General features: G+C 71.7%; 16 protein-coding genes and 1 pseudogene. 2 read left to right on the top strand and 15 right to left on the bottom strand.

The features are described 5' to 3' along the window. Positions 1–63: 63 nt before the first annotated feature. A complete protein-coding gene (locus QE370_RS14840) occupies positions 64–525 on the bottom strand; it encodes a hotdog fold domain-containing protein (RefSeq protein ID WP_253024770.1) in 462 nt (153 codons plus the stop codon). 81 nt (positions 526–606) lie between these two features. Between QE370_RS14840 and QE370_RS14845 the strand changes: the two genes are divergently transcribed. Next, the gene (locus tag QE370_RS14845) at positions 607–1,164 is read left to right on the top strand and encodes a PadR family transcriptional regulator (protein WP_309634826.1); all 558 of its coding nucleotides are present in this window, start codon (positions 607–609) and stop codon (positions 1,162–1,164) included. A gap of 22 nt (positions 1,165–1,186) precedes the next feature. Here the strand turns inward: QE370_RS14845 and QE370_RS14850 are convergent, their stop codons facing one another. The 6 genes and pseudogenes from QE370_RS14850 to QE370_RS18230 all read right to left on the bottom strand — a co-directional run. Beyond that, a complete protein-coding gene (locus QE370_RS14850) occupies positions 1,187–1,753 on the bottom strand; it encodes a regulatory protein RecX (protein WP_253024766.1) in 567 nt (188 codons plus the stop codon). A gap of 2 nt (positions 1,754–1,755) precedes the next feature. Continuing rightward, on the bottom strand, positions 1,756–2,835 hold the full coding sequence (gene recA / locus QE370_RS14855; RefSeq protein ID WP_067856842.1) for a recombinase RecA: 1,080 nt from the start codon (positions 2,833–2,835) through the stop codon (positions 1,756–1,758). 589 nt (positions 2,836–3,424) lie between these two features. Further along, on the bottom strand, positions 3,425–3,877 hold the full coding sequence (locus QE370_RS14860) for a hypothetical protein (protein WP_309634827.1): 453 nt from the start codon (positions 3,875–3,877) through the stop codon (positions 3,425–3,427). 106 nt (positions 3,878–3,983) lie between these two features. Beyond that, positions 3,984–4,178 carry a DUF3046 domain-containing protein gene (locus tag QE370_RS14865; protein WP_067861477.1) on the bottom strand — a complete coding sequence of 65 codons (195 nt, stop codon included), beginning with the start codon at positions 4,176–4,178 and terminating at the stop codon, positions 3,984–3,986. Positions 4,179–4,252: 74 nt separating this feature from the next. Continuing rightward, positions 4,253–4,405: a hypothetical protein gene (locus QE370_RS14870; RefSeq protein ID WP_309634828.1), complete on the bottom strand. Its 153-nt coding sequence runs from the start codon at positions 4,403–4,405 to the stop codon at positions 4,253–4,255. 103 nt (positions 4,406–4,508) lie between these two features. Continuing rightward, positions 4,509–4,850: pseudogene (locus QE370_RS18230) on the bottom strand (GNAT family N-acetyltransferase); the annotation flags it as partial. Positions 4,851–4,950: 100 nt separating this feature from the next. On the opposite strand from QE370_RS18230, the gene QE370_RS14875 reads away from it, so the two are divergent. Next, positions 4,951–5,712 carry a MerR family transcriptional regulator gene (locus QE370_RS14875; protein ID WP_309634829.1) on the top strand — a complete coding sequence of 254 codons (762 nt, stop codon included), beginning with the start codon at positions 4,951–4,953 and terminating at the stop codon, positions 5,710–5,712. 21 nt (positions 5,713–5,733) lie between these two features. Here the strand turns inward: QE370_RS14875 and QE370_RS14880 are convergent, their stop codons facing one another. The 8 genes from QE370_RS14880 to dapA all read right to left on the bottom strand — a co-directional run bounded on the left by QE370_RS14880 (position 5,734) and on the right by dapA (position 13,794). Further along, positions 5,734–6,030, bottom strand: coding sequence for a helix-turn-helix domain-containing protein (locus tag QE370_RS14880; RefSeq protein ID WP_067856833.1), 297 nt, complete (start codon positions 6,028–6,030; stop codon positions 5,734–5,736). 78 nt (positions 6,031–6,108) lie between these two features. Then, on the bottom strand, positions 6,109–6,588 hold the full coding sequence (locus tag QE370_RS14885) for a nicotinamide-nucleotide amidohydrolase family protein (RefSeq protein WP_309634830.1): 480 nt from the start codon (positions 6,586–6,588) through the stop codon (positions 6,109–6,111). After that, entirely contained in the window at positions 6,585–7,208 is a 624-nt protein-coding gene (gene pgsA / locus QE370_RS14890; protein WP_309634831.1) for a CDP-diacylglycerol--glycerol-3-phosphate 3-phosphatidyltransferase, read from the bottom strand. The genes QE370_RS14885 and pgsA overlap by 4 nt, the downstream gene beginning before the upstream one ends. A 29-nt stretch (positions 7,209–7,237) precedes the next feature. After that, complete coding sequence (locus QE370_RS14895; protein WP_253024752.1) at positions 7,238–7,717, bottom strand: hypothetical protein; 480 nt, start codon at positions 7,715–7,717, stop codon at positions 7,238–7,240. Between the two features lie 4 nt (positions 7,718–7,721). Further along, the gene (locus tag QE370_RS14900) at positions 7,722–10,217 is read right to left on the bottom strand and encodes a DNA translocase FtsK 4TM domain-containing protein (protein ID WP_309634832.1); all 2,496 of its coding nucleotides are present in this window, start codon (positions 10,215–10,217) and stop codon (positions 7,722–7,724) included. 85 nt (positions 10,218–10,302) lie between these two features. After that, positions 10,303–11,001: a hypothetical protein gene (locus QE370_RS14905; protein WP_309634833.1), complete on the bottom strand. Its 699-nt coding sequence runs from the start codon at positions 10,999–11,001 to the stop codon at positions 10,303–10,305. Between the two features lie 190 nt (positions 11,002–11,191). Next, positions 11,192–12,871, bottom strand: coding sequence for a ribonuclease J (locus QE370_RS14910; RefSeq protein ID WP_396127823.1), 1,680 nt, complete (start codon positions 12,869–12,871; stop codon positions 11,192–11,194). A gap of 11 nt (positions 12,872–12,882) precedes the next feature. Further along, a complete protein-coding gene (dapA, locus tag QE370_RS14915) occupies positions 12,883–13,794 on the bottom strand; it encodes a 4-hydroxy-tetrahydrodipicolinate synthase (protein WP_253024744.1) in 912 nt (303 codons plus the stop codon). Positions 13,795–13,920: the final 126 nt, after the last annotated feature.

The raw sequence follows: 13,920 nt of genomic DNA on the forward strand, positions 1-13,920 counted from the left end.
CCCTCGCGGTCCTGAGACGTCGGCCGCCGTGCGCAGCTCCCCTGCGGCGGCGGCCGACGTGTCTCAGCGCTTCTTCGGCGTGACCCAGAGGTGGATGGTCCCGGAGACGGTGACCGTGCCGTCCTTCAGGGCGGCCGTGACGCGGACCGGGACGTCGGGGCCGTCGGCCCAGGCCTCGGGGTCGGACTCGGCGGTGCAGACGAGGTCACCGGCCGACTTCGCGAGGTACTGCACGTCCATGCCCTTGGGCAGCCAGCGCGAGTCCGGCGGGCAGGTGGCCTCCGCGAGCAGCCCCATGGCGGCCTCGAGCCCGTTGCAGGCCGCGATCGCGTGCACGGTGCCGATGTGGTTCTGCACGCTGCGCCGCTTGGGGATGGTGATCTGCGCGAAGTGCGGCTTCATCTCCTCCACGCGGAGGTGGATCGAGGCGAAGTAGGGCGCCTTCTGTCCGTAGAAGATCGAGAACAGGCGCTTGCCCTGCGGGAGCGCTGACATCTTCTGGTACACGTCGAGGGTGCTGGGCATGCGCGCGAGTCTAGGACGCTGACAGCGACGCTGTCTGCGTCGCCGGGCCGAGTGTGGCGAACCGCTCAGTAGGGTGAGGCCGTGAACCTGTCGATGACGTCGTACGCGCTGCTCAGTCTGCTCGCGTTCGACGACATGTCGCAGACGACGGGTCTGACGGGCTACGAGCTGAAGCAGCGCGCGGACCGCACGCTCAGGTTCTACTGGACGTCGCCGGCGATGAGCCAGATCTACACCGAGCTCGACAAGCTGCTGGAGCGTGACCTCGTGCACGCGGTGGAGCACGTGGAGGGCCGCCGCACGACCCGCCGGTTCCGGATCAGCGACGAGGGTCGCAGCCAGGTCGAGCGCTGGTTGTCAGCGCCCGTCGACGACCCGTTCCCGGTGCTCAAGCACCCGGTGGCGTTGCGCCTGCTGATGGGCCATCTGACGTCGGCCGAGCACGTGCAGGAGATGCTCGAGGACTACCTGGTGCGGCTCGCGGACCGGCGGCGTGAGCTCGAGGCCGTCCGTGAGCTGCTGGGCGACGTCGAGGAGGTGCGGTACGCCGCGCGCGTCGCCGAGTGGGGGTTGTCGTACTACGACAGCGAGCGCGAGATCGTCGAGCGGATCCGGCGTGACGTCGAGGAGCGCGGCTGATCCGCGCTCCTCGACGGGTCGCTCAGGTGGAGACCAGCGGGTCCCACGTGACGCCGGAGTCGTCGGCGTCGAGCTCCTCGCGGACGACGTCGAAGGCGACCTGCGGCGAGTAGCCCTTGCGGGCGAGCATGCCGGTGAGCCTGCGGATGCGGGTGGTGTCGTCGAGGCCGCGCAGGGAGCGCAGCTTCTTCTGCACCAGCCGGTGGGCCGCCTGACGTTCGGCGTCGGGGTCGACGTCGGCGAGCACGTCGCGGGCGAGGTCGTCGGCGATGCCCTTGCGCCGCAGCTCGAGGGCGAGCACCTTGGTGGCGAGCCCCTTGCTGCGCGAACGTGACTCGACCCAGGCGCGCGCGAACGCGGCGTCGTCGACGAGGCCGACCTCCTCGAACCGGTCGAGCAGGCGGGTGGCGACGTCGTCGGGCACGTGCTTGCGGGCCAGTGCCTCGGCGAGCTCGGCGCGGCTGCGCGGTGAGTCGGTCAGCTTGTTCAGCAGGATGGTCCGGGCGACCGACTCGACGTCGGCGTCCGGGTCCTGCTGGACGTCACGTGGCGCGTCGGTCGGCGCCGGCGGCTCGTGTCCCCCGGCCACGCTCAGAACTCCGTGGCCGGCAGGTCGACGTCGTCGACCTCCTCGTCGAGCTGCGCGCCGACACCGAGGTGCTCCTTGACGCGCTTCTCGAGCTCCTCGGCGAGGTCGGGGTTGTCCTTGAGGAACTGGCGGGCGTTCTCCTTGCCCTGGCCGAGCTGGTCGCCCTCGTACGTGTACCAGGCGCCGGCCTTGCGGACCATGCCCGTCTCGACGCCGACGTCGATCAGGCTGCCCTCGCGGCTGATGCCCTGGCCGTACATGATGTCGAACTCGGCCTGCTTGAACGGCGGCGCGAGCTTGTTCTTGACGACCTTGACGCGGGTGCGGTTGCCGACCATGTCGGTGCCGTCCTTGAGCGTCTCGATGCGGCGGACGTCGAGACGGACCGAGGCGTAGAACTTGAGCGCCTTGCCGCCCGTGGTGGTCTCCGGCGAGCCGAACATGACGCCGATCTTCTCGCGCAGCTGGTTGATGAAGATGGCGGTGGTGCCGGAGCCGTTGATGGCACCGGTCATCTTGCGCAGCGCCTGGCTCATGAGACGGGCCTGCAGACCGACGTGGCTGTCACCCATCTCGCCGTCGATCTCGGCCCGGGGCACGAGGGCGGCGACGGAGTCGATGACGATGATGTCGAGCGCGCCGGAGCGGATGAGCATGTCGGCGATCTCGAGCGCCTGCTCACCGGAGTCGGGCTGGGAGACCAGCAGCGCGTCGGTGTCGACGCCCAGCTTGCGGGCGTAGTCGGGGTCGAGCGCGTGCTCGGCGTCGATGAAGGCCGCGACGCCGCCGGCCTTCTGGGCGTTGGCCACGGCGTGCAGCGCGACCGTCGTCTTGCCGGAGGACTCCGGACCGTAGATCTCGACGATGCGGCCCCGCGGCAGACCGCCGATGCCGAGCGCGATGTCGAGGGCGGTGGCGCCGGTCGGGATGACGCTGACCGGGACACGACCCTTCTCGCCGAGGCGCATGACGGCGCCCTTGCCGTAGTTGCGGTCGATCTGGGCGATCGCGTTGTCGATCGCCTTCTCGCGCTGGTCGCTCGTCACGGCGGTGACGGGCGCGAGGGGGGACTTGGGAGGCATGCGCTGGTCCGTTCTGCTCGGTGGGTGGCCGGTCGTCTACGACGCTAGAGGCCGCCTCAGACATCTGGAGCCTCGTCGACCCCGCCTGTGGACAGCGACACCCTTCACGTCAACCGTGTGCACAACCGTAGTGCGAACACCTGTTCGAGTGGGTGCGACACGCCGGGGAGTCTCCACGCTGCCGGGCGCGTGCACTGCCGCAGGGGGCCTCGTCGTGCTGCTGCGCTGCCTCGGCTGGCGCTGTGCCTGGTCTCCGAAAGGGCCTCGACCGGGTGGCTGGCCGTGGCGCTGGTCTGGGGACTCGGGCCGCGGGCGGGTGCTGGGACGGACGCAAGAATCTGCGTTCGCGCGCTGAGGGTCCGAGGATTCTGCGTTGGCTACGGGATCTCGTCGTGAACGCAGCATCGTCTCGGCTCACGCGCGTGGACGAAGAGTCTCTCCGCTGCGACGCCCGCTATCGGTGGATCCGCAACCTCAGGAGGGCTCTCGAGGGTGCGGATCCACCGATGGGGCCGGCAGACGGCCGTAGCGGGTGCAGAGATCCGAGGTCGGGTGCCGGGCAGCGGAGGATGCGCGACAGGGGATCCTCCTAGACGAAGGACCCGGACGTGGACGCTCCGTCCTGGGTGGTGCTGCCCGTGCTGCCGGAGGGGTCCTGGCCGAGGCCGTCGGTCCCCGTGCCGTCCTGCGACGGAGGTGCGAGCTGACCGTCGGGCGGGGTGGGGAGCTGGCCGTCCTGGCCCGTCGGACCGCCGGCCCCGCCCGGACCGCCCTGTCCCGTCGGACCACCCTGGGAGGTCGTGCCTGGCGAGGTCGTCGCCCCCTGGTCGGCGAGGGCATGGCCGGTGGCGAAGCCGCCGCCGAACAGGGCGGCGGCGAGCACGACCGCGACGGCCGCGACGGCACCGGTCCGGCGCGGACGCGCGGACCTCGGCTCGACCTGCTCGTCGTCGTGCCGCGCGAGCACGACCGTCTGCGGCGCGGTCGGGTGCTCGACGGTGTCGTCGACGTCGTGGGTGCGGATGGTGTCCGTGGTGCTCATCGTGGCTCCTTCGTCGGACCGGTCGGCCCGTCGACCTCCACGATGGCCGGGCAGCTTCGGCGCCCGCCGTGCCCTTCCTGTGCGTCGCCCATGAGGGCGCGGCCCCTCAGCGCTCGCGCGCGGGGAGCTCGAGGCTGGCGTGGACGGCGCGCCACACGACCTTGGGGTCGACGCCGGCCTCGAGGGCCTCGCTGGCCGTCCGGCCGTCGAGCTCGGCCATGACCTGCGTGGCGGCCCAGACCCGCGCGTACCCCGGGCCGAGGTGGAGGGTCATCCGCTCCCAGAACTCGCTGTGCCTCATCGCGGCCAGCATGCCACGCGGCACCCGGCGTCAGCGGGCCGGCCGGCAGCCCGACCCCGCCAACCCCAGCCCCCTCAACCCAGTGCGACGATCTCGACGAGCAGCGGGCGGTCGAGCGGACGGTCGGCGTGGATGATCCGGGCGGGGCCGTCGGCCCACGGCTCGACGTGGACGCGCTCGAGACCGGCCTGCTCGCTCACCCGGCCCGACGCCGGGTTCGTCTCCATCGACCGCGCCACGACGGGCCAGTCGGGCTGCGTGCGGTGCGCGGCCCCGACGGCGACGCTCGCGACCCAGGTGCCGAGGCCGTGGCCCCAGACGCTCGGGCGCGAGCCGGAAGCCCAGGTTCCACCAGCCGCCGCGGGGCGACACCCCACCGGTCCCGACGACGTCGCCACGCACGGTGACGGCCCACTCCCCCAGGCCGCTCTCGCGCCAGTCGCGCTCGGCCCGCTCCGCCAAGGCGACGCTGCGCTCGCGCTCGACGAACACGCCCTCGGGGAAGTGTCGCCAGGTCTCGGGATCGGCGTACACGACGTGCACGGCGTCGACGTCGTCGAGCACGAGTGGGCGCAGACCCCAGTCCGACGGGTTCACCGCGACACCACCGCCGGACCTGTCGTCCCCGTCACCATGGCGCCCCCTGACCGTCGTGGTTTCTGGCGCCAGCATGGCAGGCGTGCTCGGTTCGAGGGATGCCAGGCTTGACCCTCACGCGAGGTGAGGCCGCAAGGTGGTCGACGAACCCATCCCGACGACGAGGGGGAAAACGATGGAGGACGGCCTGTACACGGTCGGCCGACTGGCGGAACTTGCCGGCGTGACGGTGCGCACGCTGCACCACTACGGCGAGATCGGACTGCTCGAGCCGAGCGACCGGAGTCCGGCGGGCTACCGCCTGTACGACGCCGACGCCGTGGACCGCCTCACTCGCATCCTCTACTACCGCGACCTCGGGTTCGGGCTCGACGACGTCGCCGCCCTCCTGGACGGCGACACCGACCCGGTCGACCATCTCCGTCACCAGCACCGGCTGCTCAGCGAGCAGCTCACCCGCATGCAGGGACTCGTGGCGGCCATCGAACGAGAGCTGGAGGCACACATGTCAGGCATCAGGTTGACACCCGAGGAGCAGCTGGAGGTCTTCGGAGAGTCCTGGGACCCCGCATACCAGGAGGAGGCGCACGAGCGCTGGGGCGACACCACGGCCTGGGCGCAGAGCCACGAGCGCACGCGCTCCTGGACGAAGGAGGACTGGCAGGAGGTGAAGCGGAGGACGGATGCGCTGAACGCACGGCTCGCCGACGCCTTCGCCGACGGGGTCCGACCCGGGTCCCCCCGAGCGGACGAGCTCGCCGAGGAGCACCGTGCAGAGCTGAACCGCTTCTACGACGCCGACCACGCGCTGCACCGCGGCGTGGTCGCCTTCACGACCGGCGACGAGCGCTTCCGCGCGCAGCTGGAGGATCTGGCGCCCGGTCTCTCCGACTGGTGGCGGGCCGTCGTGGACTCCAACGCCGACCGGCAGGGCTGACGTCGCGGCCCGGCGGGGTGGTCAGGCCGCGGAGGCCGAGACCTCGCCGGGCGTGATCGTCGAGACGCTCGCGAGGTCGGTGGCCTCCTCGATGGCCAGCAGCGTGCTGACGTCGAGCAGGACCTTGCTGAGCGGGACGTCGAGCGCTGCGGCGAGCGCAGCGAGCAGCTCCGAGCTCGGCTCCTTCTGCCCTCGCTCGACCTCGGAGATGTAGCCGAGCGACACCCGGGCCTTGGCGGACACGTCGCGGAGCGTGAGTCCCTGGGCGACCCGGCGGGCGCGCAGCACCTCACCGACCAGCTGCCTCATGGCGGTCATGGTCCACCTCCTCCGCGTGGGTCACGTCGGGATCAACGTCGCTCGACCGGAGGTGATTCCCCGGCTCCGTGACAGGTCCTACTCACAGAGCGTAGCGACCAGGGACGACAGCGCAGCACCGACCGTCCCCCGACGGACGGCGTCGCGATCGCCGTCGAGGTGCAGCGGCTCGGACCGCAGGCGGTGGCCGGGTCCGTCGAGGCCGAGGAAGACGGTGCCGGCCGGCTTGCCCTCGTTCGGGCCCGGACCGGCCACGCCCGTCGTCGCGATGCCCCAGTCCGCCTCGAGCAGCCGTCGCACGCCGTCGGCCATCTGCGCAGCCGTGCCGGGGTCGACGGCGCCTCGCTGCGCCAGGTGCTCGCCGTCGACGCCGAGCACCGAGTGCTTGACCCGCGTCGCGTACGACACGACGCCGCCCACGACGACGTCGGACGCGCCAGGCACGTCGACGAGCGCCGCGCACAGCAGGCCGCCCGTGAGGGACTCCGCGCACGCGATCGTCTCGCCCCGCTCCCGCAGGAGACGGACGGCCTCGACCGCGGCCGGCAGCGGCGTCACGCCGCGCTCTTCGCGTCCCGTCGCAGGACGATCGCGTCACGGACGTACTGGACGGCCGTGACCACCGTGATGACGAGGGCCGCGGCCATGAGCACGTGGGTGACCCAACGCAGCACGTCGCTCGTGGTGTTGTCCCACAGCTCGAACGGCAGGACGTAGCCGCCGATCGCGAGGGCCTGCAGCGTCGTCTTGATCTTGCCGCCCTGGCTCGCGGGCATGACGCCGTACTTCTTCACGACGAAGCGCATGAGGGTGATGCCCCACTCGCGCACGAGCAGCACGATCGTGACCCACCACCACAGCACGCCGATGATCGACAGCCCGACGAACGCCATGCCGGTGAGCGCCTTGTCGGCGATCGGGTCGGCCAGCTTGCCGAAGTTGGTGACCAGGTTGTGCTTGCGGGCGAGGTCGCCGTCGATCCGGTCGGTGACCATGAGCAGGGCGAACGCGACCCAGGCCCACACGCGGGTCGAGACGTCCTGGCCGTCCTGGGTGAGCAGCAGCCAGCCGAACAGCGGCACGCCGAGGATGCGCACGACCGTGAGGGCGTTGGCGATGTTCAGGTTGCTCGGGACGTGCTGGGGGTCCTGCTGGTGGCTGGCGTGGGCCGGCTCCATGGGTGCCTCTCGCTCGCGGGACGGACGGTTCAGTATGCCCCACCGCGTCGACGGGCGATCTCCTCGCGAGCCTCCTCGACCGACACGGTGGTCCCGAGGCCGAGGGGCGCGGTGTGGATACGGCGTCCGTCCGGGCTGATCACCTTCACCCGCGGGTCGAGCAGGCCGTCGCGCGGCTCGACCCGGATGTCGGCCATCTCGCTCCAGAGCAGACCCACCCACCCGTCGCCGTCGCGCATGCGCACGCCGTGCGCGTCGGCCACGAACAGGGGCGTTCGGGCGTCACGCACGCCCTGCAGGACGGTCAGCGCGAGGAACAGCAGGACGCCGCCCGGCACCCAGAGCGCGGTGTCGTCGCGCTCCCAGGCGAGGAAGCCGAACCCGGCGCCGACGGCCAGCGCGGCGAGCCCGACGACGAGGTAGAGCAGCGCTCGGCGGCGGATCTCGAACGGCTGGTCGTCGACGACGTCGTCCTGCAGCGACTCGAGACGCTCGGTGCTCACGGCCATCACCTCATCCTGCGCTGATCGACGCGAGGACGTCGTCGAGGTCGTCGGGCTTCACGAGCACGTCGCGCGCCTTGGAGCCCTCGCTGGGCCCGACGACGCCGCGGCTCTCCATGATGTCCATGAGGCGTCCGGCCTTCGCGAAGCCGACGCGCAGCTTGCGCTGCAGCATCGACGTCGAGCCGAACTGCGTCGTGACGACGAGCTCGACGGCCTGGAGCACGAGGTCGAGGTCGTCGCCGATGTCGTCGTCGAGGTCGCGCGCGGCCTGGGCCGGGGCGGTGACGTCCTCGCGGTAGCTGGGCTGCAGCTGCTCCTTGCAGTGCTTGACCACCTCCGCGATCTCCGCCTCGGTGATCCAGGCACCCTGCATGCGCATGGCCTTGTTCGCGCCCATCGGCAGGAAGAGCCCGTCACCCTGGCCGACCAGCTTCTCCGCGCCCGGCTGGTCGAGGATGACGCGGCTGTCGGCGAGCGAGCTCGTGGCGAACGCCAGGCGGCTCGGCACGTTGGCCTTGATGAGGCCGGTGACGACGTCGACGCTGGGTCGCTGCGTGGCGAGCACCAGGTGGATGCCCGCCGCACGGGCGAGCTGCGTGATGCGCACGACCGAGTCCTCGACGTCGCGCGGGGCGACCATCATGAGGTCGGCGAGCTCGTCGACGACGACCAACAGGTACGGGTAGGGCGTGAGGACCCGCTCGCTGCCGGGCGGCGCCTGCAGCGAGCCCGCCCGGACCGCCTTGTTGAAGTCGTCGACGTGCCGGAAGCCGAAGTTGGCGAGGTCGTCGTAGCGCATGTCCATCTCGCGCACGACCCACTGCAGCGCCTCGGCCGCCTTCTTGGGGTTCGTGATGATCGGCGTGATGAGGTGCGGGATGCCCTCGTAGGCGGTCAGCTCGACGCGCTTGGGGTCGACCATGATCATCCGCACCTCGTCGGGCGTTGAGCGCATGAGCAGCGACGCGATCATGGAGTTCACGAAGCTCGACTTGCCCGATCCGGTGGCGCCGGCGACCAGCAGGTGGGGCATCTTCGCCAGGTTCGCGACGACGAAGCCACCCTCGACGTCCTTGCCCAGCCCGATGACCATCGGGTGGTGGTCGCCGCGGGCCTTGCCGGAGCGCAGCACGTCGCCGAGGGAGACCATCTCCTTGTCGACGTTCGGGATCTCGACGCCGATCGCCGACTTGCCGGGGATCGGGCTGAGGATGCGCACCTCGTTGGACGCGACGGCGTAGGAGATGTTCTTGCTGAGCGCGGTGACCTTCTCGACCTTGACGGCCGGGCCGAGCTCGACCTCGTAGCGCGTGACCGTCGGGCCGCGGGTGTAGCCCGTGACCTGCGCGTCGATCTGGAACTGCTCGAGCACCTCGGTGAGCCGCTCGACGACCTCGTCGGAGGCGGCCGACCGGGCCTTGTGCGGGCTGCCCTCCCGCAGGACGGTGGAGTCGGGCAGCGCGTACACGACGTCGCCGGACAGCGAGAGCTGCTCGGCGCGGGCCGGGAGCGGCTCCAGCGGCGGGAGGACGACGTCGGCCGGGTCGTCGACCTCGGCGGCCGGCGGCTCGGGCGCCGACGCGGCGGCGGCTGCGGCTGCTTCGGCCTCCGCAGCCTTCTCGGCCTTGCGTCGCTGACGCGCCGAGACCTGACGGTCCTCGTCGGGCCCGTCGACGAGCGGGTTCTCGTAGGGCTCGTCCGGCACCGTGCGCGGGTGGCGCTTGCGAGGGGTGTCGACCGGCTCCTGCGGCTCGGCCGAGCGGCCGAGGGCCTTGTCGCGGGCCTCGCGGAACCGGGTCGGCACCGCGTGCAGCGGGGTGGCCGTCACCACGAGCAGCCCGAAGACGACCAGGAGCACCAGGATGGGCGCGACCGCGAACGGCGAGCGCAGGAGGTCGACGGGGATGGCGGAGAAGAGGAAGCCGACCGCTCCCCCGGCGTCGCGCACGGCGGGCATGTCGTCGGGGCGGGGCACACCGTGCGCCAGGTGCACCAGGCCGAGCACACCGCCGCTCATGGCGGACCAGCCGATGACCTGGCGCCCGACGGGACCGTTGCGGTCGGGGTGGCGCAGCGTGCGCCACGCGATGACGGCGAGCACGATGGGCACCGCCCAGGCGAGCAGGCCGACCGAGCCGGTGGTGGCGGCACGGACGCCGTCGGCGACGGCGCCGGGCACCTGCCACCAGACCGACGCGGCCACGACGATGGCCAGGGCGACGATGCCGAACCCGACGCCGTCACGGCGCTGCTCGGGCTCGAGCTCGGCCGCGGAGTGCCCGATGCTGCGGGCCACCGCACCGACCGCGCCCGCGATACCGAGCCAGATCGCCGTCAGGGCGCGCGCGACGCCCCCGACGACGACCGCGACCGGACCGGGGCCCGTGCGCGGGGCAGGCTTGCGTGCCGCGGGCTTGCGCTTCGCGGTGCTGGAGGCAGGCTTCTTGCGGGCCTGGCTGCCGGACGGCCGCTTGCGCGGCGGGGAAGACGTGCGGGTCGCCATGGCGAGAGCCTAAACCACAGGTCGAGGGTCGGGCGGTTCCCACGCCGTGGGCGCGGGTTTCCGCCTCCGCTGCGCGGTGCGGGGCTCAGAGGGCCGGGACGCCCAGGCCGAGGGCCTGGTGGAACCGCGTGAGGACGAGGTCGACGACGCGACGGTCCGGGATGCCGCCGTCGAGCACGGGGGCCGTCACCAGGTCGGCGCCACTCTGGCGCAGCTGGTCGGCGTCGCGCCCGGGGGTCAGCACGTAGGAGGCCACCACGACCCGGCGTCCGTAGGCGCGGGCGATGTCGACGGCGTCCGAGAGCGGCGTGTCCTTGCCGCCGATCGAGCCGACGTGCACCGGACCGCCCCAGACCGCGCTCACGAGACGCGCCATCCGCGAGTAGCCGCTGATCGCCCCGTCGTTCTCCGAGCCGGAGACGCCCAGCACGATCGTGTCGTCCTTGCGGGCGCCCGCCTCGATGAGTCGCTGCACGGCCAGCTCGGCCAGCGTCCAGTCCGGGCCGAGCGCCGGGGCGACGACCAGGTCCGGGTCGTGACCGCGAGCCACCTCCAGCGCCATGGCCACCTCGCTGTGCGGCACGAGGGTCAGCGGCACGGCGACGCGCACGGGCGGGTAGGTCTCGTCGTGGCTCATGATCTCGACGGGCGTGTCACGCACGTCCACCGACGGGGCGTCGCGACGCACGGCGCTGATGAGCGCCTGCAGCGCCGCTCGCTCGGCGACTCCCGCGTGGCCGGAGGAACAGGCCAGGAGCGCCTCGTCGGAACGTCGGATCACCACGGGCGACTCCCCCTCACTGCCGGAACCGGTGCACGGCCGGCAGCGACGTGCGTAACGTCGCCGCCGGCCGCAACCGGTGTCCCACCACGGTTCGGCCCCGCGCCGAACTCTTGACCACGACGTTAGGCAGCCTGTGTTTCGCGGCCAGCGCCCTCGCGTTTCGGGCGCGTAACAGTCCGAGGGACCTTGGTCACGCCTCGAGGACGATGGGGATGATCATCGGACGACGCCGCAGCTTGCGGCCCGCGAACGAGCCGAGCACGCGTCGCACGACCTGCTGGAGCTGCTTGGTGTCGTGGGTGCCGTCGCGCAACGACTGCTCGATGGCGTCGACGATGCGCGGCGTGACCTCGTCGAAGACCGACGGGTCCTCCGCGAGTCCACGGGCCTGGATCTCCGGTCCGCTGACGATCTTGCCGTTGGTCGAGTCGACCACGACGACGACGGAGATGAAGCCCTCGTCGCGCAGGATCCGCCGGTCCTTCAGCTCGCTGTCGGTGATCTCCCCGACCGAGGAGCCGTCGACGTAGACGTACCCGCACTCGACGGCGCCGACGATCGACGCGTGCCCGTCGACGAGGTCGATCACGTAGCCGTCCTCGGCGAGGAGGACGTTCGGCACGCCGGTCTGCGTGGCCAGGGCGCCGTTGGCGTGCAGGTGACGGATCTCGCCGTGCACCGGCAGCACGTTCGACGGCTTGACGATGTTGTAGCAGTAGAGCAGCTCGCCGGCCGACGCGTGGCCCGAGACGTGCACGAGGGCGTTGCCCTTGTGCACGACGCGCGCACCCAGCTTCGTGAGGCCGTCGATCACGCGGTAGACCGCGTTCTCGTTGCCGGGGATCAGCGACGACGCCAGCAGCACGGTGTCGCCCGGCTCCAGGCTCACCTGCTGGTGGCTGCGGTTGGCGATCCGCGACAGTGCCGCCATCGGCTCGCCCTGCGAGCCGGTGGACATGAGGACCATCTTCTCCGGCGGTGCGGCGTCGATCTTGTCGACGACGACGCCGTCGGGCACGTGCAGGTACCCGAGGTCGCGTGCGATCTGCATGTTGCGCACCATCGAGCGGCCCACGTACGCGACCTTGCGGCCGTGCTTGGCCGCGGCGTCGAGCACCTGCTGCACGCGGTGCACGTGCGAGGCGAACGAGGCGACGATGATCCGCTGGCTGCTCGACGCGAACACCGCGTCGATCGCCGGGGTGATGTTGCGCTCCGCGACCGTGAACCCGGGCACGTCGGCGTTCGTGGAGTCGGTGAGGAACAGGTCGACACCCGCCTCGCCGAGGCGGGCGAAGGCCCGCAGGTCGGTGATGCGGCCGTCGAGCGGCAGCTGGTCCATCTTGAAGTCGCCCGTGTGCAGCGCGACGCCGGCGGGCGTCTTGACCGCCACGGCGAGCGCGTCGGGGATGGAGTGGTTGACCGCGACGAACTCCAGCTCGAACGGGCCCAGGTTCAGGACGTCGTTCTCGGCCACCACGTGCTGCGGGACGTCGCGCAGGCGGTGCTCGCGCAGCTTCGGCTCGACCAGGGCGAGGGTCAGCTTGGAGCCGACGACCGGGATGTTGCCGCGCTCGCGCAGCAGGTACGGCACACCGCCGATGTGGTCCTCGTGCCCGTGCGTCAGCACCACGGCCACGACGTCGTCGAGCCGGTCACGGATGGGACCGAAGTCGGGCAGGATCAGGTCGACGCCCGGGTGGTGCTCCTCGGGGAACAGCACCCCGCAGTCGACGACCAGGAGCTTGCCGCCGAACTCGAAGACGGTCATGTTGCGACCGATCTCTCCGAGGCCGCCCAGAGGGATGACGCGCAGGGTGTTCGTGCCGAGTGCCGGGGGCGTCCCCAGCTCCGTGTGCATGTGGCTCAAGGAGTGTCCGTTCAGTCGAGGAGGCCGACACCTACGAGGGCGTCGCGCACCAGCGCGACCTCGTCCTCGGTGGCGTCGACCAGTGGTGCACGGGTCGTGCGGTTGTCGAGGACGCCGAGCAGCTGCAGGGCAGCCTTCGCGGCGATGACGCCTTGCGTCAGGGTCATGATCGCGCGGACGAGCGGGATCATGCGGTCGTTGATGCGCCTGGCCTCGACGAGGTCGCCCGCGTCGAGCGCCGCGATCATGTCGGCCCAGGGCTCGGCCGTGATGTTGCCGCACGTGCTCACGACGCCGCTGGCTCCGTAGGCCATCCAACCCAGGGTCAGCGCGTCGTCGCCCGAGTAGAGGCGGATACCGGTCTCGCGCATGAGGTAGGCGCCGCGCTCGAGGTCACCGACCGCGTCCTTGACCGCGACCACGAGCGGGTTGCGGCGCAGCTCGAGGTAGGTGGACTCGGCGATCGTCGTGCCGGAACGGCCCGGGTGGTCGTAGAACATCACCGGCACGTCACCGCCCGCGGCGGCGACCTCGTGCACGTGCCTGACGATGCCGGCCTGGGGAGGCTTGCTGTAGTACGGCGTCACGACGAGCAGGCCGTGCGCGCCGGTCTTCGCGGCACTCTGGGCCAGCTCGACGCTGTGCCGCGTGTCGTTCGTGCCGACCCCCGCCACGATCGTGGCGCGGTCGCCGACCGCCTCGAGGACGGCCGCCAGCAGGCGCGCGTCCTCCTCCCCCGTCGTCGTCGGGGACTCACCGGTCGTGCCACTCACCACGATGCCGTCGTTGCCGTGGTCGACCAGGTGCGTCGCGAGCTTCTGCGCCGCGTCGACGTCGAGGGCCCCCTCAGGGGTGAACGGCGTGACCATGGCGGTCAGGACGCGGCCGAACGGTGCGGCCTCGCTGGCGAGCGGGGAGGTCATGGACCGAGGTTACCGCTGACCGCCGTCAGCATCCCCGCCGCACCTGTGCCGTCCTGCCGTCCACGGCCCGGCACCCCCGCTGCGCCCTCTGCCGCCCACGGCCCGGCACCCCCGCCGCGCCCTCTG

The sequence above is a fragment of the Aeromicrobium sp. SORGH_AS_0981 genome, assembly GCF_031453195.1.
Taxonomy (GTDB): Bacteria; Actinomycetota; Actinomycetes; order Propionibacteriales; family Nocardioidaceae; genus Aeromicrobium.